This window comes from Pseudomonas sp. SWRI50, assembly GCF_014269095.1.
Lineage (GTDB): Bacteria > Pseudomonadota > Gammaproteobacteria > Pseudomonadales > Pseudomonadaceae > Aquipseudomonas > Aquipseudomonas kermanshahensis.
Genome location: NZ_JABWRW010000001.1, coordinates 317,352 through 344,268 on the forward strand (window position 1 = coordinate 317,352; position 26,917 = coordinate 344,268).

General features: G+C 63.1%; 24 protein-coding genes. 10 read left to right on the forward strand and 14 right to left on the reverse strand.

The annotated features are described in order from the left end of the window. Positions 1–84: 84 nt before the first annotated feature. From HU750_RS01500 to plsB, 3 genes are all read right to left on the reverse strand, one after another. On the reverse strand, positions 85–774 hold the full coding sequence (locus HU750_RS01500) for a DUF4197 domain-containing protein (RefSeq protein WP_186675928.1): 690 nt from the start codon (positions 772–774) through the stop codon (positions 85–87). 33 nt (positions 775–807) lie between these two features. Then, on the reverse strand, positions 808–1,206 hold the full coding sequence (locus HU750_RS01505; protein WP_186675931.1) for a YbaY family lipoprotein: 399 nt from the start codon (positions 1,204–1,206) through the stop codon (positions 808–810). Between the two features lie 76 nt (positions 1,207–1,282). Continuing rightward, positions 1,283–3,769: a glycerol-3-phosphate 1-O-acyltransferase PlsB gene (plsB, locus tag HU750_RS01510; RefSeq protein ID WP_099428479.1), complete on the reverse strand. Its 2,487-nt coding sequence runs from the start codon at positions 3,767–3,769 to the stop codon at positions 1,283–1,285. Positions 3,770–4,001: 232 nt separating this feature from the next. Here plsB and HU750_RS01515 point away from each other — a divergent pair, with 232 nt between their 5' ends. Then, positions 4,002–4,211 (forward strand): cold-shock protein, encoded by a 210-nt coding sequence (locus HU750_RS01515; RefSeq protein WP_027595776.1) that lies wholly within the window; start codon positions 4,002–4,004, stop codon positions 4,209–4,211. A 71-nt stretch (positions 4,212–4,282) separates the two neighbouring features. On the opposite strand, the gene HU750_RS01520 is transcribed toward HU750_RS01515, so the two are convergent. The 4 genes from HU750_RS01520 to HU750_RS01535 all read right to left on the reverse strand — a co-directional run bounded on the left by HU750_RS01520 (position 4,283) and on the right by HU750_RS01535 (position 9,340). Next, entirely contained in the window at positions 4,283–4,660 is a 378-nt protein-coding gene (locus HU750_RS01520) for a hypothetical protein (protein ID WP_027595777.1), read from the reverse strand. A 17-nt stretch (positions 4,661–4,677) separates the two neighbouring features. Beyond that, positions 4,678–5,490 (reverse strand): putative RNA methyltransferase, encoded by an 813-nt coding sequence (locus HU750_RS01525; RefSeq protein ID WP_186675934.1) that lies wholly within the window; start codon positions 5,488–5,490, stop codon positions 4,678–4,680. Next, complete coding sequence (gene dapE / locus HU750_RS01530) at positions 5,490–6,641, reverse strand: succinyl-diaminopimelate desuccinylase (RefSeq protein ID WP_186675949.1); 1,152 nt, start codon at positions 6,639–6,641, stop codon at positions 5,490–5,492. The genes HU750_RS01525 and dapE overlap by 1 nt, the downstream gene beginning before the upstream one ends. A 107-nt stretch (positions 6,642–6,748) precedes the next feature. Then, positions 6,749–9,340: a glycosyltransferase gene (locus HU750_RS01535; protein WP_186675952.1), complete on the reverse strand. Its 2,592-nt coding sequence runs from the start codon at positions 9,338–9,340 to the stop codon at positions 6,749–6,751. A 133-nt stretch (positions 9,341–9,473) separates the two neighbouring features. On the opposite strand from HU750_RS01535, the gene tcdA reads away from it, so the two are divergent. Beyond that, positions 9,474–10,283, forward strand: coding sequence for a tRNA cyclic N6-threonylcarbamoyladenosine(37) synthase TcdA (gene tcdA / locus HU750_RS01540; protein WP_099428481.1), 810 nt, complete (start codon positions 9,474–9,476; stop codon positions 10,281–10,283). A 43-nt stretch (positions 10,284–10,326) separates the two neighbouring features. On the opposite strand, the gene HU750_RS01545 is transcribed toward tcdA, so the two are convergent. The 4 genes from HU750_RS01545 to HU750_RS01560 all read right to left on the reverse strand — a co-directional run bounded on the left by HU750_RS01545 (position 10,327) and on the right by HU750_RS01560 (position 13,441). Next, entirely contained in the window at positions 10,327–10,737 is a 411-nt protein-coding gene (locus HU750_RS01545) for a SufE family protein (protein ID WP_186675955.1), read from the reverse strand. Further along, positions 10,734–11,939, reverse strand: a complete 1,206-nt coding sequence (locus HU750_RS01550) for a cysteine desulfurase (RefSeq protein ID WP_186675970.1) — start codon at positions 11,937–11,939, stop codon at positions 10,734–10,736. Before HU750_RS01550 ends, HU750_RS01545 begins: the two co-directional genes overlap by 4 nt. Positions 11,940–12,017: 78 nt before the next feature. Beyond that, positions 12,018–13,052: a 2,3,4,5-tetrahydropyridine-2,6-dicarboxylate N-succinyltransferase gene (gene dapD / locus HU750_RS01555; RefSeq protein WP_085272744.1), complete on the reverse strand. Its 1,035-nt coding sequence runs from the start codon at positions 13,050–13,052 to the stop codon at positions 12,018–12,020. A gap of 41 nt (positions 13,053–13,093) precedes the next feature. After that, positions 13,094–13,441, reverse strand: coding sequence for an ArsC family reductase (locus HU750_RS01560; RefSeq protein WP_027595785.1), 348 nt, complete (start codon positions 13,439–13,441; stop codon positions 13,094–13,096). A 545-nt stretch (positions 13,442–13,986) separates the two neighbouring features. Here HU750_RS01560 and HU750_RS01565 point away from each other — a divergent pair. Beyond that, the gene (locus HU750_RS01565; protein WP_186675973.1) at positions 13,987–15,633 is read left to right on the forward strand and encodes a Na+/H+ antiporter; all 1,647 of its coding nucleotides are present in this window, start codon (positions 13,987–13,989) and stop codon (positions 15,631–15,633) included. Positions 15,634–15,781: 148 nt separating this feature from the next. Here HU750_RS01565 and dapC read toward each other — a convergent pair whose 3' ends face one another. The 3 genes from dapC to map are packed head-to-tail and all read right to left on the reverse strand — an operon-like array spanning position 15,782 to position 20,531. After that, positions 15,782–16,978: a succinyldiaminopimelate transaminase gene (gene dapC / locus HU750_RS01570; protein WP_186675975.1), complete on the reverse strand. Its 1,197-nt coding sequence runs from the start codon at positions 16,976–16,978 to the stop codon at positions 15,782–15,784. 30 nt (positions 16,979–17,008) lie between these two features. Beyond that, the gene (locus HU750_RS01575; protein ID WP_186675977.1) at positions 17,009–19,711 is read right to left on the reverse strand and encodes a [protein-PII] uridylyltransferase; all 2,703 of its coding nucleotides are present in this window, start codon (positions 19,709–19,711) and stop codon (positions 17,009–17,011) included. Positions 19,712–19,748: 37 nt separating this feature from the next. Next, positions 19,749–20,531 (reverse strand): type I methionyl aminopeptidase, encoded by a 783-nt coding sequence (gene map, locus HU750_RS01580; protein ID WP_027595791.1) that lies wholly within the window; start codon positions 20,529–20,531, stop codon positions 19,749–19,751. A 346-nt stretch (positions 20,532–20,877) separates the two neighbouring features. Here map and rpsB point away from each other — a divergent pair, with 346 nt between their 5' ends. The 7 genes from rpsB (at position 20,878) to ispC (ending at position 26,916) form a co-directional block, all read left to right on the forward strand. Next, positions 20,878–21,615: a 30S ribosomal protein S2 gene (gene rpsB / locus HU750_RS01585; RefSeq protein ID WP_027595792.1), complete on the forward strand. Its 738-nt coding sequence runs from the start codon at positions 20,878–20,880 to the stop codon at positions 21,613–21,615. Between the two features lie 186 nt (positions 21,616–21,801). Beyond that, the gene (gene tsf, locus HU750_RS01590; RefSeq protein ID WP_027595793.1) at positions 21,802–22,665 is read left to right on the forward strand and encodes a translation elongation factor Ts; all 864 of its coding nucleotides are present in this window, start codon (positions 21,802–21,804) and stop codon (positions 22,663–22,665) included. Positions 22,666–22,845: 180 nt separating this feature from the next. After that, complete coding sequence (gene pyrH / locus HU750_RS01595; protein WP_009686950.1) at positions 22,846–23,589, forward strand: UMP kinase; 744 nt, start codon at positions 22,846–22,848, stop codon at positions 23,587–23,589. Then, positions 23,586–24,143 (forward strand): ribosome recycling factor, encoded by a 558-nt coding sequence (gene frr / locus HU750_RS01600; RefSeq protein ID WP_027595794.1) that lies wholly within the window; start codon positions 23,586–23,588, stop codon positions 24,141–24,143. The genes pyrH and frr overlap by 4 nt, the downstream gene beginning before the upstream one ends. 15 nt (positions 24,144–24,158) lie before the next feature. Next, complete coding sequence (uppS, locus tag HU750_RS01605; RefSeq protein WP_027595795.1) at positions 24,159–24,914, forward strand: polyprenyl diphosphate synthase; 756 nt, start codon at positions 24,159–24,161, stop codon at positions 24,912–24,914. Continuing rightward, positions 24,914–25,729 carry a phosphatidate cytidylyltransferase gene (locus tag HU750_RS01610; RefSeq protein ID WP_099453135.1) on the forward strand — a complete coding sequence of 272 codons (816 nt, stop codon included), beginning with the start codon at positions 24,914–24,916 and terminating at the stop codon, positions 25,727–25,729. The genes uppS and HU750_RS01610 overlap by 1 nt, the downstream gene beginning before the upstream one ends. Further along, positions 25,726–26,916 (forward strand): 1-deoxy-D-xylulose-5-phosphate reductoisomerase, encoded by a 1,191-nt coding sequence (gene ispC / locus HU750_RS01615; RefSeq protein ID WP_186675979.1) that lies wholly within the window; start codon positions 25,726–25,728, stop codon positions 26,914–26,916. The genes HU750_RS01610 and ispC overlap by 4 nt, the downstream gene beginning before the upstream one ends. Position 26,917 lies beyond the last annotated feature (1 nt).

The window sequence follows — 26,917 nt, forward strand, 5'->3', positions numbered from 1 at the left end:
CCACAAGTGCTTGCGTATCTCAAAGTGAGGCCCTGTGGGAGCGGGCTTGTCCCGCGAATGGGCTGCAAAGCAGCCCCTTAGCTATCACAGAACGCCGAAGACCTTCTTGGCCAGGCTGGTAGCTGCCTCGGCCGGGTTCTGGCGAATGCTGTGTTCTTGCTTGCCGATCATCTCGAACAGGCCATCCAGCGCCTTTTCGGTCACGTAGTTCTCGATGCTGGCGCTCTTGGCGTCGACCACGCCCAAGGCCACCGCTTGCCCGGCAAAGTTGTTGTACTGCTGGGCCAGGCCCACCTTGTCGGTGGCTTGCTTGACGATCGGCAGGAACTTGGCGCGGATCTGTTCGCGGCTGCTCTTGTTCAGGTACTGGGTGGCCGAATCGTCGCCACCGCTGAGGATGCCCTTGGCATCGGTCACGCTCATGTTCTTGACAGCATCGACCAGGATCGCCTGGGCTTGTGGCACGGCAGCCTCGGCGGCCTTGTTCATGCTGGTTTCCATGGCGTCGACCTGGTCACCCTTGCCGAACATCTTCATGGCTTTGGCGGCCTTGCCAAGGTTGCCCGGCAGTTCGATGCGCACGTCCGGGTTGTTGTTGAAACCGCCTGGGGTGCTCAGTTGCTTGACGGCAATCTGCGCGCCTTGGGTCAGCGCGTCTTTCAGGCCACCGGTGGCGTCCTTCTGGGACAGGTCGCCCAGCGACAGCGCCAGGGCACTGGCAGACAGCAGCAAGCCGGCGCACAGGGTGGTGAAACGCAGGGAAGAGCGAATCATGAAGCTTTCCTTCTGAACAGAAATGTACGGGTGTTAGCGAACCTGATCGACCTTGATCCGCACGGGCTGGGTGTCGCTGCCGTCGAGTTTCACGCCGTGGTGTTCGGTGTTGATGAACAGCAGCTTGCCGTCGAGCTCGATACGCGCGCTGATCGCATAGCGGTGGCCGGGCTTGACCTGGGCCGGGTCATAGGTGAGGTGGAACGGCAGCGGCACATTGCCTTTAACCGGGCCGGCCTGGCTGGCCAGGGTCACTGCGGGTGCGTCCATCAGCGACACGTCCTGCAAGCTCACGCTGAGGGTGGCGGTTGGGGGCAGGGCGATGCGCTGCAGGTAAAAGACTTCGCCGTCCAGGCTGGCCTGGGTCGATGGAGTGTGGTTGGAGCAGGCTGCAAGCAGGGATGCGCAACACAGCATAAAGAGCTTTTTCATGGAATCTCCGTAGTCCTTGGCGCTGGCTTTTGGCCAACCCCAGGGACTTTAGCGGATTTGCGCGTCAGATGAAGCCTCAGAGGGCCGAAGTTTCCAGGGAGTCGTCGCGGTGCAAGGCGACTTGGCGGATCGACAAGCGTAACTCCGCCGACAACACGCGCTTGGCTACTGCTTCGGCCACCTCGGCGAGCTTGTCGTGGTAGCCCAGCTTGCCTTGCGCGTCTGCTTGCAGCACGCCTTGCTCGATCAACGTCTGGATGAAGTGGCGGAACAGGGTCTTGTCGAAGAATTCCGGGGCGTTGAGGCCATGCAGAATCGACAGGCGCTGGGCCATCATCACGCAGAGGTCTTCCAACGCTTCGGCACTCAAGGTGTGCTGGCCGCTGTTGAGCAACAGCGAAGTGGCCATGTAGAAGCGCTGCAAGGTCTGGGTGATATTGCGGGCCAGCAATGTCAGCAGTACGAACGGCCGAGAGCTCGGTGCCGGGCGCAGGTAGACATCGTTTTCCTGGCGCAACAGCCCTTGCTCGACCAGTGCTGCCAGCCACTGGTCTATCACCTCCTCCAGTTGTTCCGGCGCCCAGCGCAGGAACAACTCGGTTTGCAGGTACGGGTACAGCGCCCGGACATACTGGCCAAGCAGTTCGCGGCTCATGCGTGAGCTGCTGAGGAAGAAGCTGGCCAACAAGGCCGGCAGGGCGAAGATGTGCAGGACGTTGTTGCGGTAATAGGTCATCAATACCGCATCGGCTTCATCCAGGTACAAGATGCGGCCCAAGGCGTCCTTCTGCTCGGACAGCAGCTTCATACCCTTCACATGCTCGATCAAGGCCAGGCCATCCCCCTCCGGTAAGGTGGTGTGGGGCGAATACGGCACTTTGCGCAACAGCGACAGATACAGGTCCAGTACGCGGCTCAGGGCACGTTCGTCGAGGGCGTGGCGGCTGGTGGACAGCAGCGCCAGGGCCACCAGGTTGACCGGGTTGATCGCCGCGGCCTCGTTGAGGTGGCGCGCCACGGTGTCGCCCAGGCGTGAAGTGGCCTGGTTGAGCCAGGCCGGGCGGAACTGTGGGCCGTGGTCCTGTTCACGCCAGCCGGGTTGCTGCTCGTCGAGGAAGCCCGCCAGGCGGATCGGCTCGCCGAAGTTGACGTAGACCTGGCCAAAGCGCTGCTTCAGGGCACTGAAGACTTTGAAGATGTCGAAGATCGACTCCTTCTTCTTGCTCGCACCGCGCAGTTCGCCCAGGTAAGTACGGCCTTCGAGCACGCGCTCATAGCCGATGTAAACCGGCACGAAGACGATGGGCGTGCGCGACGAGCGCAGGAAGCTGCGCAGGGTGATCGCCAGCATGCCGGTACGCGGTTGTAGCATGCGCCCGGTGCGCGAGCGGCCGCCTTCGACGAAGTACTCCACCGGGAACCCTTTGCTGAACAACGTGTGCAGGTACTCGTTGAACACGGCGGTATAAAGCGGGTTGCCCTTGAAAGTGCGGCGCATGAAGAACGCCCCGCCACGGCGCAGCAGGCTACCGACGACTGGCATGTTGAGGTTGATGCCGGCCGCCACGTGCGGCGGGGTGAGGCCGTTGCGGAACAACAGGTACGACAGCAGCAGGTAGTCGATGTGGCTGCGGTGGCAGGGCACGTAGATCACTTCGTGGCCCGGGGCGATGCCTTGCACCTGCTCGATGTGGTTGACCTTGATGCCGTCGTAGATCTTGTTCCAGAACCAGCTGAGCACCACTTCGAGGAAGCGGATCGCGGTGTAGGTGTAGTCCGAGGCGATCTCGTTGCCATAGCGCAGCGCCTGGGCTTCGGCCTTGGCCAGGGGGATGCCCTCGCGCTCGGCTTCGTCGCTGATGGCCTGGCGTACCTGGGGCGCATGCACCAGGCCCTTGACCAGGTTGCGTCGGTGCGAGATGTCCGGGCCGATCACGGCTGTCTTGAGGTTACGGAAGTGCACGCGCATCAGGCGCTGGGCCATGCGCACGGTGCGCTCGTGGCCCTTGTTGTGCTGTACCAGTTCACGCAGGTGGATCGGTGCAGAGAACTGCACACGCGTCTTGCGCCCCAGGATCAGCACGGTCAGCAGCCGGCGCAGGCGCCCGGTGACCGCCCAGCTGTCGGCGAACAGCAACTTCCAGGGGCTGGACTCACTGGCGGGGCTTTGGCCCCAGAACACACTCACCGGAATGATCTGCGCGTCTTCCTCGGCGTGCTGGGTCACGGCCGCGACCAGGCGTTCGAGGGTGGGCGGGGCGCCGCTTTTGTCCTGGCGGCCCAGCCAGTCGGGGTCGGGCGTCAGGTAAAAGAACGCGGCCGGCTCGTGCAGGGTGCCCACGGCCACCGGCAGCACCGGGCGTGGCAGCCCTGCCTTGGTGCACTCGCGGTCGAGTACTGCCAGGTCGGTCAGCGAGGGCGACGGCAGGGCATAGAACACCGGGCGGCTGCGGTCGAGCTTGAGCGTCAGCGACGACTGGTTGATGGTCTCGGAGCGCACCCACAGGTACAACAGGCGACGCAGGGCGCCGAAGATCAGGCGGCGCAGGGGGGAACGGGTCATGAGGAGTGGGCCCTGGGAGTGATTTTCAGGTGAGTATCCAGCCAATTAGTCTGCCGTATGTGCGTAAGTTCAGCAAAAACCGGCAAAAATCCGGACCGTCATCAATTTTTTTTAATCTGTGTCATATACTCGGCCTGCCACTTGCAGGATATTTCGGCAAGCGGCGTCGGCACGCGGTGATGACTGCGGGCCTACAAGGCGATCTTCACAATAAAAATCCGGAGTAGTTCAGATGTCGTCTCGTGAGACTGGGAATGTAAAGTGGTTCAACGATGCCAAGGGCTATGGCTTCATTCAGCGCGAAGGTGGTGCGGATGTGTTCGTCCATTATCGGGCGATCCGCGGTGAGGGGCATCGTACCCTGGTCGAAGGGCAACAGGTCGAGTACGCCTGCGTGCAGGGCCAGAAAGGCCTGCAAGCCGAGGACGTAGTAGGGCTCTGAGCCTCATGTGGTAAGCCTCAAGCTGCAAGTCCGTGTCACTTGCAGCCTGATGCGATCAGTTTCCAGCGTATTCAGCTGGTGCGCCAGGTGATTTCCTCTTCACCGTCGGCGCTGATGCGGATCCAGCGATCGGCATCTTCTTCACCGTCTTCCTCGACCCAGCCACCCGGTGCGCAGCGTACTTCGACGCCGAGCGCGGCATGCGCGGCGCGTGCACAGGCGACGTCATCAGCCCACGGCGTCTGGTCGCTTTCCAGGTAAAGGCTGTTCCATTTCCCTACAGCCTTGGGTAACCAAGTGACTGGAATGTTACCGGCCTTGCATTTGAAGGTCTGGCCTTTTTGCTGCCATTCGCTGCACGGGCCGACAGCCTCGGCGAGCCAGGCGGCAATTTGCTTGTGGTCGACGTCGGCGTCCTTCAGGTAAATCTCGATATCAGGTTGGCGCATAAGGGCTCCGGGTGTGCTCAGTCTTGGCGCACGAAATAGTCATAACGCATGGAAACCGTGACCTCGAACGGCTCGGCCTGGTCGATCACCAGTGCCCGTTTTTCGGCGCTGGCGCGCCAGCCGTGCGGGGTCATGGCCAGCAGGTCGGCACGTGCCTTGGGCGCAGCCAGGCTCAGGCGGAACTCAAGGGTTTCGCTGTGCGCATGGGCCATGCCGTCCGGCACCAAGGCCAGGTGCTTGTCGTCGGCGTACGGGCGCACTTCATCGTAGAGCACTTCACGCAGCTCCATCAGGTGGCCGCTGGTCGGGCCGACCCGCATCAGGCCACCGCCAGGGCTGAGCAGGCGCTTGGCTTCGGCCCAGTCCAGCGGGCTGAACACGCTGGCGATGAACTGGCAGCTGGCGTCGGCCAGGGGCACGCGGGCCATGCTGGCGACCATCCAGGTGACCGACGGATCACGTCGGCAGGCGCGCTTGACCGCTTCGCGAGAAATGTCCAGGGCGTAGCCGTCGGCGTCGGGCAGGGCTTGGGCCAGCTGCGCGGTGTAATAGCCTTCACCGCAGCCGATGTCCAGCCACGCACCCGGCTGGCGCTCGGCAGCGAGTTCGGCCAGGCGACCGGCCACCGGGGCGTAGTGCCCGGCGTTCAGGAAGTCGCGACGGGCTTCGACCATGGCCTGGTTGTCACCCGGGTCGCGGCTGTTCTTGTGCTGCACCGGCAGCAGGTTCAGGTAACCCTGGCGGGCGCGGTCGAAGCGGTGGCCGGCAGGGCACACCACGCCATTGTCGAGCCGCGACAGGGCTGCCTGGCAGAGGGGGCAGGCCAGCATCAGGCGAGCAACCGGACCAAGGTCTGGTAGTAGATCTCGGTCAGCAGGTCGAGGTCGCTGGCCAGGATGCGCTCATCGACCTGGTGAATGGTGGCGTTGACCGGGCCGAGCTCGACCACCTGGGTGCCCATGGTGGCGATGAACCGGCCATCGGAAGTACCGCCGCTGGTGGACGGCTGGGTATCCCGGTCGGTGACGGCCTTGATGCTGGCCGACACCGCATCGAGCAATTCGCCCGGCTCGGTAAGGAAAGGCAGGCCGGACAGCGCCCAGTCGACGCTCCAGTCAAGCTGATGCTTGTCGAGGATTGCCGCCACCCGCTGCTGCAGGCCTTCGACCGTCGACTCGGTAGAGAAACGGAAGTTGAACAGCGCAGTCAGCTCACCGGGTACCACGTTGGTGGCGCCAGTGCCGGAATTGAGGTTGGAGATCTGGAAGCTGGTTGGCGGGAAGAACGCGTTGCCTTCGTCCCAATGCTCGGCCGCCAGTTCTGCCAGGGCGGGGGCGGCGAGGTGGATCGGGTTGCGCGCCAGGTGCGGGTAGGCCACATGGCCTTGCTTGCCACGCACAGTCAGTTTGGCGCCCAGCGAGCCGCGGCGGCCGTTCTTGACCACGTCGCCGAGCAGGGTGGTGCTTGAAGGCTCCCCGACGATGCACCAGTCCAGGCGCTCGTTGCGTGCTTTCAGGCGCTCGACCACGGCCTTGGTGCCGTGGTGGGCCGGGCCCTCTTCGTCGCTGGTGATCAGGAAAGCGACCTTGCCACGGTGGTCGGGGTAGTCGCGCACGAAGCGCTCGCTGGCCACCACCATCGACGCCAGGCTGCCTTTCATGTCGGCGGCGCCACGGCCGCAGAGCATGCCATCGGCATCGATCAGCGCTTCGAACGGCTCGTGCTGCCACTGCTGCACCGGGCCGGTCGGCACCACGTCGGTATGGCCGGCGAAGCACAGCACCGGGCCGTCCTGGTTGCCATGGCTGGCCCAGAAGTTGTCGACGTCTTCGATGCGCATGGGTTCGAGCTGGAAGCCCACGGCGCCCAGGCGATTCATCATCTGCGCCTGGCAGTCGGCATCGACGGGGGTGACCGAGGGGCGACGGATCAGGTCGCAGGCCAGTTGAAGGGTAGGCGAGAGCTCGGCAGGGGCCGTCATGGGGAACTCCGGGGCAAGGCAAGGCGGAAAAACGAGGGGCGTTATCTTATATCAAACGAGGGTTGTCGGCACGGGGCAATGGGGCCGCTGGGCGGCCCCGGCCTGTTTCAGGTGGCTTGTGCTTTGACGTTCTTCTCGGCAGGTTTTGGCAACGACGACAGCAACGCCATCACCAATGCCGCCAGGTACGGCAACGACTGCACCAGCAGCATCGCCACCCAGAAGCGCATGTCCGAACTGGGCAGCCCTTGCACCAGATAGATGCCCAGCGCCGCGCCCCACAACAGCAGCATGATGAACAGTTCTTCGCGCGCTTCGGAGAGGGCCACCAGCACACCATGGCTGTCGGCATTTTTGGGCGTGCGGAAGAACGGCATGCTGCTGGTGAAGAACCCATACAGCACCGCCTTGGCGATGGTGTGCGACAACGCCAGCCCCGCCAGCGCGGCGGCGAAGGCGTCCTTGAGGTTGACCCCGACCGCCCGGCGGTACAGGAAGATGATCTTGCCCACCTTGAAGAAGAACAGCGCCAGCGGGGGGATGGCGAAGATCATCAGCGGCGGGTCGACCCGGTGCGGCACGATGATCATCGCCGCCGACCACAGCAGTGCGCCGACGGTGAAGAAGATGTTCATGCCGTCGGCGATCCACGGCAGCCAGCCGGCCAGGAAGTGATAGCGCTGGCCGCGGGTCAGCTCGCTGCCCTTGCCGCGCAGCAGGGCGCCGGCATGGTGCTTGATGATCTGGATGGCGCCGTAGGCCCAGCGGAAGCGCTGCTTCTTGAAGTCGATGAAGGTGTCGGGCATCAGGCCCTTGCCGTAGCTGTTGTGGGCGTAGGCGGCCGACAGGCCTTTTTCGAACACCCGCAGGCCCAGCTCGGCGTCCTCGCAGATGCACCATTCGGCCCAGCCCAGCTCTTCCAGGACTGAACGGCGGGTCATGGTCATGGTGCCGTGCTGGATGATCGCGTCACGGTCGTTGCGGGTGACCATGCCGATGTGGAAGAAGCCCTTGTACTCGCTGTAGCACAGCTTCTTGAAGGCACTTTCGTGCTGGTCGCGGTAGTCCTGGGGCGACTGCACCACGGCGATTTTCGGGTCGGCGAAATGCGGCACCATGTGCTTGAGCCAGTTGCGGTCGACGCAGTAGTCGGAGTCGATCACTGCGATCACTTCGGCATCTTTAGCGGTGTGCGGGAGCAGGTAATTGAGCGCGCCGCCCTTGAAACCGGCCAGGGGCGCGACATGGAAGAACTTGAAGCGCTCGCCAAGCTTCTCGCAGTGGGCCTTCAGGGGTTCCCACACGGCCGGGTCCTTGGTGTTGTTGTCGATCACCAGCACTTCGTAGTCGGGGTAGTCCAGCGCGGCCAGGGCATCGAGGGTCTGTTTGACCATTTCGGGAGGCTCGTTGTAGCAGGGGACGTGCACCGACACCTTGGGCCGGTAGGCGCTGTCGGCCTGCACCGGCAGGAATTCGCGACGGCGCTTGTGTATCCATACCGCCTCGGCCAGTTCGTGGGCTTCTGTCAGCAACACGATGAACACGCCCAGTGCACCCAGCGCTAACAGCACGCCCACGGTGAGGCTGAACCAGGTGCTGTATTGCTGGCTGTAGTCGTAGGCAATCCATACCAGCACCGACCCACACAGGAAGGTGATGAAGGTCAGGAAGGTGCGGCCGCGCTGGCGCAGGGCAGAGCCGTCGATGAACAGCACCATCAGGGCAATCATCGCCAGCACCACCGAGGCGACCGCCAGGGCACGCCACTGCGGGATGGCGACTACCGGGCCATCGAAGTTGAACTTCTGATGGCGCTCGGCGTTGAACACGCCCCAGTAAGCCCCCACCGAACCTTCGTCACTGGCTTTCCAGGGCTGGTCGTAGGCCTCGATCACAAAGTAGTTGTAACCGCGGCGGTTGAGCGTGTTCACCAGGGTGCGCAGGTAGATGGCCTGGTCAGCCTGGGTAGCATCGGCACCGCCGCGCATGCGGCCATTGCTCGGCCAGCCGACTTCCGAAAGCAGCAGCGGCTTGCGCGGGAACTGCTGCTTGAGGTCGCGGGCGCGGTCGAGTACGAACTCCACCGAGTCCTGCATCGGCACGAATTCCCAGTAAGGCAGGATGTGCGCGGCGATCAGGTCGACGTGCTTGGCCAGCTCCGGGTGTTCTTTCCAGATGTGCCACTGCTCACTGGTGGTGACCGGCACCTTGACCGCGGCGCGTACCCGGTCCAGGTACTGGATCAGTGCCTCGGGCGTGACTTCTTCGCGGAACAGCGCCTCGTTGCCGACCACCACCCGCACCACGCTGCGCGAGGTGTTGGCCAGTTCGATGGCGGTGGCGATTTCGCGCTCGTTGCGCTCAAGGTCCGGGCTTATCCAGATACCCAAGGTCACCCGCAGGCCGAATTCCTCGGCCAGGCGCGGGATATCTGCCTGGGTGCCCTCTACGGTATAGATGCGGATGCTGTCGGTCAGCTTGCTCATCTGCTCCAGGTCTTGGCGCATCTCGTCGTCGCTGGGGTACTGGCCCTTTTGCGGGCTCTCGCCGAGGCGGAAGGGCGAGTACGAGAAACCAGAGATCTGCTCCGGCCAGGCAGGCGCGGAGACGGGGCGGTTGATCAGCGCCCAGAACCCGGTGAACAGCGCCGCGATGGCCAGGACCACGACCAGGTTGAGGCCGAATTTGCGTGATGACATTGTCGTCCAAGTCTGTCGAATTGAGTGAATATTAAAGCAGGATTGGCCGGCACTTTCCTAACCATGGAGGCCAACGGCGCCATTGGCATATAATGCGCGCCGTTTTTAGCGGTATGCGCTTCGGGGTAGCAAGATGAGCACAGAAGATCCACGCTTTGCCGGCGTCGCCCGGTTGTATGGCGATGATGGCCTGCAACGGTTGAAACAGGCCCATGTGGCGATCGTCGGTATCGGCGGGGTCGGCTCGTGGGCGGCCGAGGCGTTGGCGCGCAGTGGCGTGGGCGAGATTACCCTGTTCGACCTCGACGATGTCTGTGTCAGCAATACCAACCGTCAGGCCCATGCCCTCGAAGGGCAAGTGGGGCGGCCCAAGGTCGAGGTCATGGCCGAGCGCCTGCGGGCGATCAACCCAGCGTGCACGGTGCACGCGGTAGCTGACTTCGTCACCCGCGAGACCATGGCCGAGTACATCACCGAAGGCCTCGACTTCGTCATCGACTGCATCGATAGCGTCATGGCCAAAGCCGCGCTGATTGCCTGGTGCAAGCGGCGCAAGATCGGCGTTGTGACCACCGGTGGCGCGGGGGGGCAGATCGACCCCACGCAAATCCAGGTCGGTGACCTCAACAAGACCTTCAACGACCCACTGGCTTCACGGGTACGGTCCACCTTGCGTCGCGACTACAACTTCTCGCGCAATGTCAGCCGTAACTACGCCGTGCCGTGTGTGTTTTCCAGCGAACAGCTGCGCTACCCCAAGGGTGATGGCAGTGTTTGCCTGCAGAAGAGTTTCGTCGGTGAAGGCGTGCGCCTGGACTGCTCGGGTGGTTTTGGCGCAGTGATGATGGTGACCGCGACCTTTGGCATGGTCGCGGCCAGCAAGGCCGTGGAAAAACTGGTGGCGGGTGCCAGGCGGCCTTCGGAGCGGGTCAAACCCGAGTAACCTGTTCCTATTCGCGGGCAAGCCCGCGAATAAGTCCCACTGTTCAGTGGCTGGAGGTGATTTCTGCCATCCGCAGCAACACCGCATGCAGGCCATTGCTGCGCGAGGGGGACAGTTGCCGTTCCAGGCCTAACTGGCTGAACCAGCCCGGCAAATCCAGCTCAGCCAGCTCGCTGCTGGCCAGGCCTTGCACCCGCACCAGCAGCAAGGCCAGCAACCCGCGCAACAACCGTGCATCGCTGCTGGCCTTGAATCGCCACTGGCCATCTTGCTGTTCAGCCACCAGCCACACCAGGCTTTCACAGCCATGCACACGGTTGTGCTCGCATTTGTCGGCATCACTCAGCGGCTCAAGACGATCACCCCACTGCATCAGCAGCCGCGCACGTTGCTCCCAGCCGCGGGCCTGCTCGAACTGTTCCAGCGCCTCGCGGGCAGCTGTCGGCAAACTCATCGCAACATCTCCAGCCCTTGATCCAGCGCGTCGAAAAAGCGCTGCAGGTCATCGCTGTCGTTATACAGCCCCAGCGACACCCGAATCGCCCCCTCAAGCCCCAGCCCTTTGAGCAGCGGCATGGCGCAATGATGGCCGGCACGCACGGCGATGCCTTGCTCGGTCAGCAGATGGGCTATGTCGGCGTTGTGCACCCCTTCGATCACGAAGCTGGCCAAGGCCGTCTGTGGCGAGCCGAGCACGCGAATGCCATCGCGGTCGGCCAGGCCGCGCAGCAAGTGCTGGTGCAAGCTGGCCTCATGCCGTTCGACCGCCTGAGCATCGAGGCTGGCCAGGTAATCGAGCGTGGCGCCTAGGCCGATGACACCCGCGATGGGTGGGGTACCGGCTTCGAAGCCCAGCGGGGCGGGGCGGAAGCTGGCGCTCTGGTACTCGGCCAGTTGCACCATCTCACCGCCAAATTGCCAGTGGCGCAGCAGCGCCAGCGCCTGGCTGCGACCGTACAGCACGCCAACCCCTTCCGGGCCATACAGCTTGTGGCTGGAAAAGACATAGAAGTCGCACGCCAACTGCTGCACATCATGGCGGCCATGCACCACGCCCTGGGCGCCGTCGACCACGGTCAATGCGCCTTGGGCCCGGGCATGGGCCAGCAAGGCCGACAGCGGTTGCCAGGTGCCCAGCACGTTGGACAGCTGGCTGACCGCCAGTACCCGGGTGCGTGGCCCGATCAGTTGCAGGGCCTGATCGAGGTCGATGCCGCCGTGAATGTCGAGCGGCAAGATAACCAGGCGAAGGTTGCGCCGCCGGGCCAGCTGTTGCCAGGGCAGCAGGTTGGCATGGTGTTCCAGGGCACTGACGGCGATTTCGTCACCGGCTTCGAAGCGGTGCTCCAGGCCATAGGCCAGCAGGTTGAGGGCCGAGGTGGCGCCATGGGTGAAAACGATCTGCCGCGAATCGGCGGCATTGAGCCAGGCGGCAACCTTGTCGCGGCTGGTTTCGAACGCCTGGGTCGCCAGCGCGCCGGGCAGGTGTTGGGCACGGTGCACGTTCGCCGCGCCATGGCCGTAGTAATGGCTCAGGGCATCGATCAGGGCTTGCGGTTTCTGGCTGGTGGCGGCGCTGTCCAGGTAAGTCTGGTGCTGCCGTTGCAGGGCGGCGATGGCGGGGAAATCGGCACGCCAGGGGGAGGGCTGGAACATGGTCGCGGGGCCTGGAATGAAAAACGGGTCTGGCATTACGCCAGACCCGATCTTATCACTTCAAACCGAGGAAGGTTCTCAGTTGTGGGCGTGCAGCGCCTCGTTCAGCTCGATGGCCGACTTGTGAGTCTTGCATTCCACCGCGCCATTCAGCGAGTTGCGACGGAACAGCAGGTCGGTCTGGCCGGCCAGGTCGCGGGCCTTGACCACTTTGACCAGCTCGTTGTTCTCGTCGAGCAGGTTCACCTTGGTGCCAGCGGTAATGTACAGGCCAGCTTCGACGGTGTTGCGGTCGCCCAGCGGGATGCCGATACCGGCGTTGGCGCCGATCAGGCAGCCTTCGCCGACCTTGATGACGATGTTGCCGCCACCGGACAGGGTGCCCATGGTCGAGCAGCCGCCGCCCAGGTCCGAACCCTTGCCGACGAAGACGCCCGCCGAAACGCGGCCTTCGATCATGCCTGGGCCTTCGGTGCCCGCGTTAAAGTTGACGAAGCCTTCGTGCATGATGGTGGTGCCTTCGCCGATGTAGGCGCCCAGGCGCACACGGGCGGTGTCGGCGATACGCACGCCGGCCGGGACCACGTAATCGGTCATTTTCGGGAACTTGTCCACCGAGAACACTTCCAGCAGCTCGCCCTTCAGGCGTGCTTCCAGTTGCAGTTCGGCCAGCTCGCCCAGGTCGACGGCGCCTTGGTTGGTCCAGGCGACGTTTGGCAGCAGCGGGAAGATGCCGGCCAGGCTCACGCCGTGCGGCTTGACCAGGCGGTGCGACAGCAGGTGCAGCTTGAGGTAGGCCTCTGGGGTCGAGGTCAGCGCGGCGTCTTCTGCCAGCAGGGTGGCGACCAGCGGCTTGTGGCTTTCAGCCAGGCGGGTCAGCAGGGCAGCCTGGGCGGCATCGATGCCTTTCACGGCTTCAGCCAGCTGCGCCGCTTGCGCATTGCTGAACGCAATGGCCTGGTTGCCGCCTTCGTAGCCGAGGATCGGGGTAACGGCAGCGATCAGCTCGGCGCTTGGGTTGACCAGCGGTTGTGCGTAGAAGACTTCAAGCCAGGTGCCCTGGCGGTTCTGGGAGCCGACACCGAAGGCCAGGCTGAACAGGGTATTGGACATGGGATTACCTCGTGCGAAATAGGGTGGAAGCGCAGGCGGGCTCAGGCCAGAGCTGCGGCATACGAATCAGGTTTGAAACCAACCAGGGTGCGCTCGCCCAGATCGAGCACCGGGCGCTTGATCATCGAAGGTTGGGCAAGCATCAGCTCGACGGCCTTGGCCTGGTCGATATCAGCCTTGCTGGCGTCGTCGAGCTTGCGGAAGGTGGTGCCGGCACGGTTGAGGATGACTTCCCAGCCGTGCTCGTCGCACCAGCGGTTCAGGCTGTCACGGTCGATGCCTTGGGTTTTATAGTCATGGAATTCGTAGGCGATGGCTTTGTCTTCGAGCCAGGTACGCGCCTTTTTCATGGTGTCACAGGCTTTGATGCCGTAGAGCGTGTAAGTCATTGTGTACATTGGGGCAAAGGTTCCCCAATTTCTCCATTTTTCGAAAGTCAGTCGCGGGATTATGCGGGAACGATTCGGTGAGCGCCACGGGGTGTGGGCGAATGGGGAGGGGTTGAGCGTTGTAGCGCCTATGAGACCGAGCGCCGCCCGCGCGGCGCTTCGCAGCACAAGGCTGCTCCTACATCTGTTTCGGGCCAGTCACGCCTGTGGAATCTGCGCGCGACCGCCTTGTTTGTCCGACTCGATATCAAGGTGGGCACCAAGGGGCCGCGCGCCCATGCCACAGGAATAATTGGCCCGAAACAGATGTAGGAGCAGCCTTGTGCTGCGAAGCGCCGCGCGGGCGGCGCTCGTTCTCATAGGCGCCAACGCCCTTCAGCCTTGCCCCCCGTCACCCAAACACATGCATCATTGTGTTACATATTCCCGCCGCACCTGCGACTATCGTGCAGCGGCCCCGCATTGCCATACGCCGCTAACATATTGTTTCAATGGCGATGTTTCGCCTCGCTACGGTTATTGATTCATAAAGGAAGCTTTCACGGATGCAGTCAGCCTATACCGTCCTCATTTTGCTCACGCTGGTCAGCGTGTCGAAGCTGGTCGGCCGGATGATTCCGCTGCCCCTGCCATTGGTGCAGATTGCCGCTGGCGCGCTGCTGGCCTGGCCCACCCTGGGGCTGCACGTGGCCCTGGACCCCGAGCTGTTCCTCTTCCTGTTCCTGCCGCCGCTGCTGTTTGCCGATGGCTGGCGCATTCCCAAGCGCGAATTGTGGCGCATTCGCGGGCCGGTGGTGGCGCTGGCCGTGGGGTTGGTGCTGTTTACCGTGGTCGGCGCCGGTTACTTCATTCACTGGCTGTTGCCGAGCATCCCGCTGCCGGTCGCTTTTGCCCTGGCAGCGGTGTTGTCGCCTACCGATGCCGTGGCCGTTTCGGCCATTGCACAGGACCGTCTGCCAACCCCGCTGATGCATATGCTGCAGGGTGAGGCGCTGATGAACGATGCCTCGGGCCTGGTGACGTTCAAGTTCGCCTTGGCCGCAGCGATCACGGGGGTGTTCTCGTTGGCCGATGCAAGCTTCAGCTTCGTCCTGGTTGCCCTTGGCGGCCTGGCGGTCGGCGTTGCCCTGAGCTGGCTGATCGGCCGTCTGCGCGCCTGGATGATCGCCCGCGGCTGGGACGACCCCGCCACGCACGTGGTGTTCATGCTGTTGCTGCCCTTTGCGGCATATGTATTGGCAGAGCGCCTGGGGGTATCCGGCATTCTGTCGGCAGTGGCGGCCGGCATGATGCAGAGCTGGCTCGACCTGCTGCCCCGCCAGACCAGTACCCGCTTGCTCAATCGCAGTGTGTGGTCGTTGCTGGAGTTTGCCTTCAATGGCCTGATCTTCCTGCTGCTCGGCCTGCAATTGCCGGACATCATCAAGGCCGTCGTGAGCCACGAGGCCACTGTCTGGCCGACCTTGGCCTGGCGCTGCCTGGATGTACTGGCGATCTTCGCGGCGTTGATCCTGCTGCGGTTTATCTGGGTGCAGAGCATCTGGCGGGCCATTGGTGTGGTACGCCGCTGGCGGGGCAAGCCGGCGCTGGTGCTGATGCCCACGGCGCGTTCCTGCTGGCTGCTGACCCTAGGGGGCGTACGTGGCGCCGTGACTCTGGCGGGTGTGATGTCGGTGCCGCTGTTGATCAGTGCGGGGCACGCGTTCCCCGAGCGTGATTTGCTCATCTTCATCGCCGCAGGGGTCATTCTGCTGTCGTTGATCAGTGCCTGCATTGCCTTGCCGATTCTGCTGCGCGGCGTCACCCAAAGCCCGGATGAGCGGCTGCATCAAGAAGTGCTGGAGGCTTGGCGACGCACGGCCGAGGCCGCGATTCATGCCCTGGAGGCGGAAGAGGTGATCGATGCCAACGCGCCGCAGGATGCCGCGCAAGCAACACTGGCGACCGAGCTCAAGGCACGGTTGATGGCCGAGTACCGGGACGAGCTGGACAGTTACAACGACACGGCGGAGGCACGGGCCCTGGCTGAGCAGATGGACCTGCTTGAGCGGCGTTTGCGCTTGCGTGCGCTGCGGGCGCAGCGGCTGGAGTTGTACAACCTGCATCGTCAGCACCTGGTGGGCGATGAGGTGGTGCGGCAGGTGCTGGGTGAGCTGGATATGAGCGAGGCGAACCTGGGCGCTGTCCGGTAGCTCGCAGGGGCCGCTCTGCAGCCCATTCGCGGGGCAAGCCCGCTCCCACAGGGGCCTCACAAGGTCTGAGCCTGCGCAGTTATCTGTAGGAGCTGGCTTGTCGGGGCGCCGAACCGCTGCGATGGGGCGCAAAGCGCCCCCTGCCTAATCAGCGGTTCTGCAGGAACGCGCGAATCCGCTCGGCGGCCTCGATGCACTCGGCCAGCGGCGCAACCAACGCCATGCGCACTCGGCCAGCGCCAGGGTTCACGCCATCCACGTCACGCGACAGGTACGACCCCGGCACCACGGTCACATGCTGGGCTTCGAACAGGTCGCGGGTGAACGCGGCGTCGCAGCCCGGCACCTTGGCCCACAGGTAGAAGCTGCCATCCGGGCGTTGCACATCCATCACCGGCTGCAGGATATCCAGCACGGCATCGTACTTGGCGCGGTACTGGTCACGGTTTTCGCGCACGTGCGCCTCGTCCTGCCAGGCAGCGATGCTGGCCAGCTGGGTCTGCACGGGCATGGCGCAGCCGTGGTAGGTGCGGTACAGCAAAAATGGCTTGATGATCTCGGCATCGCCCGCGACGAAGCCCGAACGCAGGCCAGGCAGGTTGGAACGCTTGGACAGGCTGTGGAACACCACGCAGCGTTTGAAATCGCTGCGGCCCAGTTCGGCGCAGGCGCTGAGCAGGCCCGGTGGTGGGGCGTCTTCGTCGAAGTACAGCTCGCTGTAGCATTCGTCGGCGGCGATCACGAAATCATGCTCGTCGGCCAGGGCAATCAGCTTCTTCAGGGTGTCCATCGGCACCAGCGCGCCGGTAGGGTTGCCTGGCGAGCACAGGAAGAGGATTTGGCAACGCTGCCAGACATCAGCCGGCACGGCGTCGAAGTCAGGGTTGAAGCCGTTGTTTTCAAGGCACGGCAGGTAGTGCGGGGTGGCGCCTGCCAGCAGCGCCGCGCCTTCGTAGATCTGGTAGAACGGGTTAGGGCTGACCACCAGGCCATCATCGGCCCGGTTGACCACGGCCTGGGTGAAGGCGAACAGTGCTTCACGGGTGCCGTTGACCGGCAGGATGTGACGGTCGGCATCCAGCCAGCCGGTTGGCACGCCGAAGCGGCGCTCGCACCACTGGCCGATGGCCTGGCGCAGCCCTGGCAGGCCGAGGGTGCTGGGGTACACCGCCAGCTTGTCGAGGTTGTCGGCCATGGCCTGGGCGACGAACGCCGGCGATGTGTGCTTCGGCTCACCGATCGACAGCGCGATGGCGCGCTTGTCGGCCGCAGGTTTCACACTGCCCAGCAGGGCGCGCAGTTTCTCGAACGGGTAGGGCTGAAGCTGGGTCAGGGCATGGTTCATCGGCGCAAGGTCTCGTCAATCGTCTAATCGTTAAAAGGTCACGCGGGTCGGGCTGGCGTCGCTCGCCTGGCCAGCCTGCAACTGCTGGACGATAGCCTCCTGCAGGCGGCTGCACAGCTGCGGGTCGGACAGCGGCTGGTTATCGGCATCGGTGATGAAGAACACGTCTTCCACGCGCTCGCCGAGGGTGGCGATCTTGGCGTTCTGCAACGACAGGTCGAACTCCAGGAAGATGCGGCCGATCCGAGCCAGCAGGCCCGGCCGGTCGGGCGCGGTGATCTCAAGGATGGTCACCGGCCGTTGGGCATCGTTGAGGATGGTCACCTGCGGCGGGAAATTGAAGTGCTTGAGCTGGCGTGGCACCCGGCGCTGAATGATCGTCGGGTAGTCCTCGGGGTTGCGCAGCGCTTCGGTGAGGCCGTCGCGAATCTGCTTGACCCGCTGCGGGTTGTCGCCGATCGAGCCGCCGTCATTGTCGAGCACGATATAGGTGTCGAGGGTGAACTGGCTGCTCGAGGTGATGATGCGCGCGTCATGGATGTTCAGGTTCAACTGCGACATGGCCGCCACGGTCACGGCGAAGAAGTCGTGCTGGTCGGGGGCATAGATGAAGATCTGCGTACCGCCCTCGAACTCGCGCTGGGTGGTTTCCTTGATCAGCACCAGCGGCCCGCCGTCGGCCGGCTGCTGGAGGATGGCGTCGGTGTGCCAGGCCACATCGGCCGCGTTGTGCTTGAGGAAGTAGTCGTCGCCCAGCTGCGACCAGAGTTGCTCGACGTCGTCCGGGTCGACGCCTTCGCGCACGAGGATGTCCAACGCGGCGCTTTGGGTCTGGCGGATCTGCTCTTCGCGGTCCAGTGGGTTTTCCAGGCCACGGCGCAGGGCGCGCTTGGTCTCGGTGTACAGCTGGCGCAGCAGGCTGGCGCGCCAGGAGTTCCACAGGCTGGGGTTGGTGGCGTTGATGTCGGCCACGGTCAGCACATAGAGGTAATCCAGGCGGGTCTCGTCCCCCACATGCAAGGCAAAGTCGTTGATCACCTGTGGGTCGGACAGGTCTTTGCGCTGTGCGGTGGTGGACATCACCAGGTGGTTCAGCACCAGCCAGACGATCAGGCGGCTGTCCCAGGCCGGCAGTTGGTGGCGCTCGCAGAACGTCTGTGCGTCCACCGCGCCCAGCTCCGAGTGGTCACCCTGGCGGCCCTTGCCGATGTCGTGGTAAAGCCCGGCCAGGTAGATCAGCTCGGGTTTGGGCAGGCGGCCCATGAGCTTGCTGGCCAGCGGGAATTTATCGGAAACCGGCGTGTACTGCAGTTTGCGCAGGTGCTTGATCAGGTTGAGCGTGTGCGCATCGACCGTATAGATGTGGAACAGGTCATGCTGCATCTGCCCGACGATCAGGCCGAATTCCGGCAGGTAGCGGCCGAGGATGCCGTAGCGGTTCATCCGGCGCAGATTGCGGTGGATGCCGATCTCGCACTTGAACAACTCGATGAACAGGCTGGTGTTGCGGATATCGTGACGGAAGGTTTCGTCGATCAGGTGCCGGTGCTCGCGCAGCAGGCGCACGGTATCAGCGCGTACCCCTTTGATCTCCGGGTGCTGGGCCATCAGCACGAAGATTTCCAGCATGGCGAACGGCGTGCGTTTGAATACGTTCGGCTTGGCGGCTTCTATATAGCCGTCATGCAGGCGGAAGCGCGCATTCAAGGGTTGAGTGGTGCCGCTGTCATCGTCGGCGAGGATGACTTCCTCGAAGTGCTGGATGATCAGGTCGCACAACTGGCTGATGCTCATCACCACCCGGTAGTACTGCTGCATGAACTGCTCGATCGCGCGCTTGGGGTTCTCGTCGCTGTAGCCCAGCAAGGCGGCGATGCTGCGCTGGTGGTCGAACAGCAAGCGGTCTTCCGAGCGCCCGGCCAGCATGTGCAGGGCATAGCGCACCTTCCACAGGAAGTCCTGGGAGGAGGCCAGCAGTTCGTTCTCGCTTTCCAGCAAAAAACCTTCACCGGCCAGGGCGTGCAGGTTCAGCGTGCCGTATTGGCGGCGCGCCACCCACAACACGGTCTGAATGTCGCGCAGGCCACCGGGTGAGCCCTTGACGTTGGGCTCAAGGTTGTACTCGGTGTCGTTGTACTTGTGGTGGCGGGCCTTGAGCTCGGCGCGCTTGGCCAGGAAGAACTCCTTGCTCGGCCACATGTGCTCGGTGCTGGTGACGTCCAGCATGCGCTGGCGCAAGGCTTCGGGGCCGGCGACGGTGCGGCTTTCCATCATGTTGGTGATGACCGTCAGGTCGGCACGTGCCTGCTCGGCACATTCGTCGACGGTGCGCACACTCTGGCCCACTTCCAGGCCGATGTCCCAGAGCAGGGTGAGGAAGCGCTCGATGGCCTCGCGGTACTGCTCGTGTTCGGCAGCACCTAGCAAAATCAGCAGGTCGATGTCGGAATGCGGGTGCAGTTCACCGCGCCCGTAACCGCCTACCGCGACCAGGGCGATGCCGCGCTGGTCGCCCCAGTCGAACTGGTTCCAGGCCTGCTGCAGGATGTTGTCGACGAGCCAGGCGCGGTCCTCGATCAAACGGCGGATTTCGCGGCCTTCGCGAAAACGCCGGTCGAGCACCTCGCCCGCCTGGCGGATGGCTTTCTTGAAGGCGGCGATAGGGCTCGCCTTGAGGGCCAGTTCCGCCTGGAACTGGCCGCGGTCGAACAGCTCGGGATCCACCTGGGGCATTGCGTCGCGTTCCTGTCGTGGGGTGCCTGGCGCGGACTCAGGCCGAGGTGCGCGCGATAGTGTCGTCCTTGCGCAGCGTGAAGATCTCGTAACCGGTCGCCGTCACCACCAGGGTGTGCTCCCACTGGGCCGAGAGCTTGCGGTCCTTGGTAATGGCGGTCCAGCCATCGCCCAGGACCTTGGTGTCTGCCTTGCCCTGGTTGATCATCGGCTCGATGGTGAAGGTCATGCCTTCTTTGAGTTCCATGCCAGTGCCGGCGCGGCCGTAGTGGAGGATCTGCGGTTCTTCGTGGAACACTTTGCCGATGCCGTGGCCGCAGAATTCGCGCACCACCGAGAAGCCGTTCTTTTCAGCGTGCTTCTGGATCACTTCGCCGATGTCGCCCAGGCGGCAGCCCGGCTTGACCAGCTCGATGGCCTTGTACATGCATTCCTGGGTGACCTTGGACAGGCGCTCGGCCCAGACCGGCACGTTGCCGACGTGGAACATGCGGCTGGTGTCGCCGTGGTAGCCGTCCTTGATCACGGTGACATCGATGTTGAGCGTGTCACCGTCCTTGAGCGGCTTGTCGTTGGGGATGCCGTGGCAGACCACATGGTTGATCGAGGTGCAGATCGACTTGGGGTAACCCTTGTAGTTGAGCGGCGCCGGGATGGCCTGCTGCACGTTGACGATGTAGTCGTGGCACAGGCGGTCCAGTTCTTCGGTGGTGACACCGGGCTTGACGTGCTCTTCGATCATTTCCAGCACCTCGGCGGCCAGGCGGCCGGCGATGCGCATCTTCTCGATGTCTTCTGCGGTCTTGATGGTGACGGTCATTACAGGCTCTCTACGGCGCCGTGCACGGCGCGAACAAACGGGAAAGGCCGGATTCTAGCAGAGCAGGGCGGCAATCGGTCGGGATAAAGCCGGCCATCCTGCTGTCTATAGAGGGCATTTTGGCCTGAAAGCCTGGGTGCTGCAAAAACCGCTGACGGACGCGACAGTATTCGGGTTCCGTTCGCTCGCGGTCTGTGGTATAAAATGCGCCGCTTTCGGGGTCGACCCCGTAAGCCCTAAACCCACACACGTGTCGACACGATGACCTGGGTGCCCCGGATTCTAGAATCTGTGGGTTGGTCATTGGGATGCGTGGAGGCCCAACCCGACTTATCAAGGAACTATCATGTCCCAAGTCAACATGCGCGATATGCTGAAGGCCGGTGTGCACTTCGGCCACCAGACCCGTTACTGGAACCCGAAAATGGGCAAGTACATTTTCGGCGCGCGTAACAAGATCCACATCATCAACCTGGAAAAAACCCTGCCAATGTTCAACGAAGCTCTGGCTTTCGTAGAGCGTCTGGCCCAGGGCAAGAACAAGATCATGTTCGTCGGCACCAAGCGTTCCGCCGGCAAGATCGTCGCCGAGCAAGCTGCTCGTGCCGGTTCGCCATACGTTGACCACCGCTGGTTGGGCGGCATGCTGACCAACTACAAAACCATCCGTGCTTCGATCAAGCGTCTGCGCGACCTGGAAACTCAGGCCGAAGATGGCACCTTTGCCAAGCTGACCAAGAAAGAAGCCCTGATGCGTTCGCGCGATCTGGAAAAGCTGGACCGCAGCCTGGGTGGTATCAAGGACATGGGCGGCCTGCCTGATGCCCTGTTCGTGATCGACGTTGACCACGAGCGCATTGCTATCACCGAAGCCAACAAGCTGGGCATCCCGGTTATCGGCGTTGTCGATACCAACAGCAGCCCGGAAGGTGTTGACTACATCATCCCAGGTAACGATGACGCCATCCGCGCTATCGAGCTGTACATGACTTCGATGGCCGACGCCATCATCCGCGGCCGCAACAACGTTGCTGGCGGCACCGAAGTCTACGCTGAAGAAGCGGCTGCACCTGCTGCTGAGTAATTGACGCCTGGCGTCTACTTGGCACGCAAAAAGGGGGCTTTGCCCCCTTTTTGCCACCTTGAAATCCTGCTGTCAGCAACCGCCCCGCACTATGGGCCTGCTGAGATAGAAACAGCGGATTTGCAGAATTGAACGCCCGTGATGAGCGGGTGGAATGGTTGAAAAACTTTCCAAGAGGATTTTGAAATGGCAGCAATTACTGCAGCGCTGGTCAAAGAACTGCGCGAGCGTACCGGCGAAGGCATGATGGATTGCAAAAAGGCCCTGGAAAAGGCCGGCGGCGACATCGAAAAAGCCATTGACGACATGCGTGCCTCGGGCGCCATCAAGGCCGCCAAAAAGGCTGGCAACGTCGCTGCTGAAGGCGCTATCGCCGTCAAGACCGACGGCAAAGCCGCCGTTCTGCTGGAAGTCAACTCGCAGACCGACTTCCTGGCCCTGCAAGACGACTTCAAAAACTTCGTAGCCGAAAGCCTCGAAGAAGCCTTCGCCCAGAAGCTGACCGACGCTGCACCGCTGATCGCCTCGCGCGAAGCAGCCCGTGAAGCCCTGGTCGCCAAGTGCGGCGAAAACGTCAACATCCGCCGCCTGGCGCGCGTTGAGGGTGACGTTGTTGGTGCTTACCTGCACGGCAACAAGATCGGTGCCGTTGTTGTCCTGAAAGGCGGCGACGTCGAGCTGGCCAAGAACATCGCCATGCACGTTGCTGCTTCGAACCCGGAGTTCCTGGATGCATCGGAAATCTCCGCCGAGGCCATCGAGCGCGAGAAGAATGTCTTCCTGCAGCTGAACGCCGACAAGATCGCCGGCAAGCCGGAAAACATCGTTGAGAACATGATCAACGGCCGTATCACCAAGTTCAAGGCTGAAGCTTCGCTGAAAGAGCAAGCCTTCGTCATGAACCCGGAAGTCAAGGTTGGCGAGCTGGCCAAGAAAGCCGGTGCTGAAATCGTTTCCTTCACCTACTTCAAGGTCGGCGAAGGCATCGAGAAGCCAGTCGACAACTTCGCTGAAGAAGTTGCCGCTCAGGTAGCTGCTGCCAAGCAGTAAGACAGACACGTCTGTCGCCCCAAAGAGGCTGCCCGCTCACGCGCGCAGCCTCTTTGTCAAAGCGGGAGCGGTTTTCCAAACCGCTGTTCGCTGACGCAGTCGCTGCGTCACGTTAGAGTTACACGCAGGCTCAAGCAGCCCGCCAGAATTTTTTTACAAACGCCGCAGGAGAGATTCGCAATGGCTCAGCAGGGCAGTGGTCATCAGGCTCGCTATAAACGCATTCTACTCAAACTTAGCGGCGAGGCCCTGATGGGCTCGGAAGAGTTCGGGATCGACCCCAAGGTCCTGGATCGCATGGCGCTGGAAGTCGGCCAACTGGTCGGCATCGGTGTGCAAGTCGGTCTGGTGATCGGCGGTGGCAACCTGTTCCGTGGTGCGGCGCTCAGTGCAGCCGGCATGGACCGCGTCACCGGTGACCACATGGGCATGCTGGCGACCGTCATGAATGCCCTGGCCATGCGCGACGCGCTGGAGCGGGCAAACATTACCGCCATCGTCATGTCGGCGATTTCCATGGTAGGCGTGACCGATCACTATGATCGCCGCAAAGCCATGCGCCACCTGAACGCCAAAGAAGTCGTAATCTTCGCTGCCGGTACCGGCAACCCGTTCTTCACCACCGACTCTGCCGCTTGCCTGCGCGCCATCGAAATCGATGCCGACGTGGTATTGAAGGCAACCAAGGTCGATGGTGTATACACTGCAGATCCATTCAAGGACCCGCATGCCGAGAAGTTCGATCATCTGACCTACGATGAAGTGCTGGATCGCAAGCTGGGTGTGATGGATCTGACGGCAATCTGCCTTTGCCGCGACCACAAGATGCCGCTGCGCGTCTTCAATATGAACAAGCCGGGCGCCCTGCTGAACATCGTGCATGGCGGCGCGGAAGGAACCCTGATCGAGGAAGTTCAAAAATGATCAACGCTATCAAGAAAGACGCCCAGGACCGCATGGGCAAGTCCATCGAGGCGCTGGGTCGCCACCTGGCTGCCATCCGCACCGGCCGTGCCCACCCAAGCATCCTGGACAGCGTCAGGGTCACTGCCTGGGGTAGCGAAATGCCGCTGAACCAGGTGGCCGCGATTACCGTCGAGGACGCGCGCACCCTGAAGATCGTTGCGCACGACAAGAACCTCAGCGCTGCCATCGAAAAAGCCATCCTGACCTCCGACCTGGGCTTGAACCCGTCCAGCGCCGGTACCACCATCCGCGTCCCGATGCCGGCCCTGACCGAGGAAACCCGCAAGGGTTACACCAAGCAGGCCAGCGGCGTTGCCGAAGATGCCAAGGTGGCCGTGCGTAACGTGCGCCGTGACGCACTCGCCGACCTGAAGAAGCTGACCAAGGACAAGGAAATCAGCGAAGACGAAGAACGTCGCGCCGCTGATGAGATCCAGAAGCTGACCGACAAGTTTGTCGCCGAAATCGACGCTGCGTTCAAGGCCAAGGAAAAGGACCTGTTGGCCGTCTAAGGCCGAGGTTTTTTAATGGAAAAGACCAAGCCAGCGGCGCCGTCCTCGGTGCCGCGACACGTCGCGATCATCATGGATGGCAACAACCGCTGGGCGAAGAAGCGCTTGCTGCCCGGCGTTGCCGGGCACAAGGCTGGCGTAGATGCCGTGCGTGCGGTCATCGAAGTCTGCGCCGAATCGGGGGTCGAGGTACTGACCCTGTTCGCCTTCTCCAGCGAAAACTGGCAGCGCCCCGCCGAAGAGGTCGGTGCGCTGATGGAGTTGTTCTTCTCGGCCCTGCGCCGTGAGGCGCGTCGCCTCAACGAGAACAACATCAGCTTGCGCATCATTGGTGATCGCTCGCGCTTTCATCCTGAGCTGCAGGCGGCCATGCGTGAGGCTGAGGCACTGACCGCCGGCAACAACCGCTTCATCCTGCAGATCGCGGCCAACTACGGTGGCCAGTGGGACATCGCCCAGGCTGCCCAGCGCCTGGCGCGGGAAGTACAGGCGGGCCATCTGCGTCCGGACGATATCACGCCGGGTTTGCTGCAGACGTGCCTGTCCACCGGTGAGTTGCCGTTGCCGGACCTGTGCATCCGCACCGGGGGCGAACGCCGCATCAGCAATTTCCTGCTGTGGCAGCTGGCCTATGCCGAGCTGTATTTCTCCGACCTGTACTGGCCGGACTTCAAACACGAGGCCATGCGCAATGCCCTGGCCGATTTCGCTTCGCGCCAGCGCCGCTTCGGTAAGACCAGCGAGCAGGTCGAGGCTGGAGCTCGTGCTTAATGCTTAAACAACGCATCATTACCGCGCTGATCCTGCTGCCGGTCGCGCTGGGTGGCTTCTTCCTGCTCAATGGTGGGGATTTCGCCCTGTTCATCGGCTTCGTGGTCACCCTCGGCGCCTGGGAGTGGGCGCGCCTGGCGGGGTTGATGACCCAGCCACTGCGCATTGCCTACGCCGCGGTCGTCGCCGGAGCGCTGATGCTGCTGCACCTGATGCCCGACCTGGCACCGTGGGTGCTGGGTGCGTCGGTGATCTGGTGGGGGCTGGCCACCTGGCTGGTGCTGACCTATCCGCGCAGCAGCGAGCTATGGGCCAGTGCGGCCTGCCGCTTGCTGATCGGCCTGCTGGTGTTACTGCCGGCGTGGCAAGGCTTGGTGCTGCTCAAGCACTGGCCGCTCGGCAACTGGCTGATTCTGTCGGTCATGGTGCTGGTGTGGGCCGCCGACATCGGTGCTTACTTCTCTGGTCGAGCCTTCGGCAAGCGTAAGCTGGCGCCGCAGGTCAGCCCGGGCAAAAGCTGGGAAGGCGTCTATGGTGGCCTGGCTGTCAGCCTGGTGATTACGCTGGTGGTCGGTATCAGCCGCGACTGGGGTGTTGGCCAGATCCTGCTGGGTCTGTTGGGCGCGGCACTGGTGGTCATGGCCTCGGTGATCGGTGACCTGACCGAAAGCATGTTCAAGCGCCGCTCGGGCATCAAGGACAGCAGCAACCTGCTGCCCGGCCATGGTGGCGTGCTCGACCGCATCGACAGCCTGACGGCGGCCATCCCGCTCTTTGCCGTGCTGCTGTGGGCTGCCGAATGGGGTGTGATGTGAGTACGTTGCAGCGCATTACCGTGCTGGGCGCCACCGGCTCCATTGGCTTGAGCACGCTGGATGTGATTGCACGTCACCCTGAGCGTTATTCGGTATTCGCCCTGAGCGGTTACTCGCGCATCGACGAGCTGCTGGCGCTGTGCGTCCGGCATCGCCCGGAGTACGCGGTAGTACCGAATGCCGAAGGCGCTGCGCGCTTGCGCGACGGCCTGGCTGCCGTCGGGTGCGCTACCCAGGTGCTGGAAGGCGAGGCGGGGCTTTGCCAGGTTGCCGCAGCGCCCGAGGTGGATGCGGTGATGGCCGCCATCGTGGGTGCAGCAGGGCTGCGACCGACCTTGGCTGCCGTCGAGGCGGGCAAGAAAGTGTTGCTGGCCAATAAAGAGGCGCTGGTGATGTCTGGCGCGCTGTTCATGGAGGCGGTGCGGCGCAGTGGTGCCGTGCTGCTGCCGATCGACAGCGAGCACAATGCAATCTTCCAGTGCCTGCCCAACGACTATGCCCGCGGCCTGAGCCAGGTGGGGGTGCGCCGCATCCTGCTGACGGCATCGGGTGGCCCGTTCCGCGAAACACCGTCCGCCGCATTGGCCGATGTCACCCCGGAGCAGGCGTGCGCGCACCCTAACTGGTCCATGGGGCGCAAGATTTCCGTGGATTCGGCCAGCATGATGAACAAAGGGCTCGAGTTGATCGAGGCCTGCTGGCTGTTCGATGCCTCGCCCGCCAAGGTCGAGGTGGTGGTGCACCCGCAGAGCGTGATCCACTCGCTGGTGGATTACGTGGACGGTTCGGTGCTCGCCCAGTTGGGCAACCCGGACATGCGCACGCCGATCGCCAATGCGCTGGCCTGGCCAGAGCGCATTGATTCTGGCGTCGCACCGCTGGACCTGTTTGCTATCGCACGCCTGGATTTCCAGGCGCCCGACGAACAGCGCTTCCCGTGCCTGCGCCTGGCGCGGCAGGCTGCCGAGGCCGGCAACAGTGCACCTGCCGTGCTCAATGCGGCCAACGAAGTGGCTGTCGAGGCATTTCTCCAGCGGCGTATCCGCTTCCCGGAGATCGCGGGTATGATCGAACAAGTGCTCGATCAGGAGCCTGTAGTGCCACTGGCCTCGTTGGACGCGGTATTTGCCGCCGACCAGCGTGCCCGGGAGCTGTCCCGTGAGTGGTTGCGGCGTCACGGTCGATGAT

Coding starts and splice junctions, on each gene's coding strand:
- HU750_RS01500 (WP_186675928.1), bottom strand. CDS start 774: ATGATTCGCTCTTCCCTGCGTTTCACCACCCTGTGCGCCGGCTTGCTG.
- HU750_RS01505 (WP_186675931.1), bottom strand. CDS start 1,206: ATGAAAAAGCTCTTTATGCTGTGTTGCGCATCCCTGCTTGCAGCCTGC.
- plsB (WP_099428479.1), bottom strand. CDS start 3,769: ATGACCCGTTCCCCCCTGCGCCGCCTGATCTTCGGCGCCCTGCGTCGC.
- HU750_RS01515 (WP_027595776.1), top strand. CDS start 4,002: ATGTCGTCTCGTGAGACTGGGAATGTAAAGTGGTTCAACGATGCCAAG.
- HU750_RS01520 (WP_027595777.1), bottom strand. CDS start 4,660: ATGCGCCAACCTGATATCGAGATTTACCTGAAGGACGCCGACGTCGAC.
- HU750_RS01525 (WP_186675934.1), bottom strand. CDS start 5,490: ATGCTGGCCTGCCCCCTCTGCCAGGCAGCCCTGTCGCGGCTCGACAAT.
- dapE (WP_186675949.1), bottom strand. CDS start 6,641: ATGACGGCCCCTGCCGAGCTCTCGCCTACCCTTCAACTGGCCTGCGAC.
- HU750_RS01535 (WP_186675952.1), bottom strand. CDS start 9,340: ATGTCATCACGCAAATTCGGCCTCAACCTGGTCGTGGTCCTGGCCATC.
- tcdA (WP_099428481.1), top strand. CDS start 9,474: ATGAGCACAGAAGATCCACGCTTTGCCGGCGTCGCCCGGTTGTATGGC.
- HU750_RS01545 (WP_186675955.1), bottom strand. CDS start 10,737: ATGAGTTTGCCGACAGCTGCCCGCGAGGCGCTGGAACAGTTCGAGCAG.
- HU750_RS01550 (WP_186675970.1), bottom strand. CDS start 11,939: ATGTTCCAGCCCTCCCCCTGGCGTGCCGATTTCCCCGCCATCGCCGCC.
- dapD (WP_085272744.1), bottom strand. CDS start 13,052: ATGTCCAATACCCTGTTCAGCCTGGCCTTCGGTGTCGGCTCCCAGAAC.
- HU750_RS01560 (WP_027595785.1), bottom strand. CDS start 13,441: ATGACTTACACGCTCTACGGCATCAAAGCCTGTGACACCATGAAAAAG.
- HU750_RS01565 (WP_186675973.1), top strand. CDS start 13,987: ATGCAGTCAGCCTATACCGTCCTCATTTTGCTCACGCTGGTCAGCGTG.
- dapC (WP_186675975.1), bottom strand. CDS start 16,978: ATGAACCATGCCCTGACCCAGCTTCAGCCCTACCCGTTCGAGAAACTG.
- HU750_RS01575 (WP_186675977.1), bottom strand. CDS start 19,711: ATGCCCCAGGTGGATCCCGAGCTGTTCGACCGCGGCCAGTTCCAGGCG.
- map (WP_027595791.1), bottom strand. CDS start 20,531: ATGACCGTCACCATCAAGACCGCAGAAGACATCGAGAAGATGCGCATC.
- rpsB (WP_027595792.1), top strand. CDS start 20,878: ATGTCCCAAGTCAACATGCGCGATATGCTGAAGGCCGGTGTGCACTTC.
- tsf (WP_027595793.1), top strand. CDS start 21,802: ATGGCAGCAATTACTGCAGCGCTGGTCAAAGAACTGCGCGAGCGTACC.
- pyrH (WP_009686950.1), top strand. CDS start 22,846: ATGGCTCAGCAGGGCAGTGGTCATCAGGCTCGCTATAAACGCATTCTA.
- frr (WP_027595794.1), top strand. CDS start 23,586: ATGATCAACGCTATCAAGAAAGACGCCCAGGACCGCATGGGCAAGTCC.
- uppS (WP_027595795.1), top strand. CDS start 24,159: ATGGAAAAGACCAAGCCAGCGGCGCCGTCCTCGGTGCCGCGACACGTC.
- HU750_RS01610 (WP_099453135.1), top strand. CDS start 24,914: ATGCTTAAACAACGCATCATTACCGCGCTGATCCTGCTGCCGGTCGCG.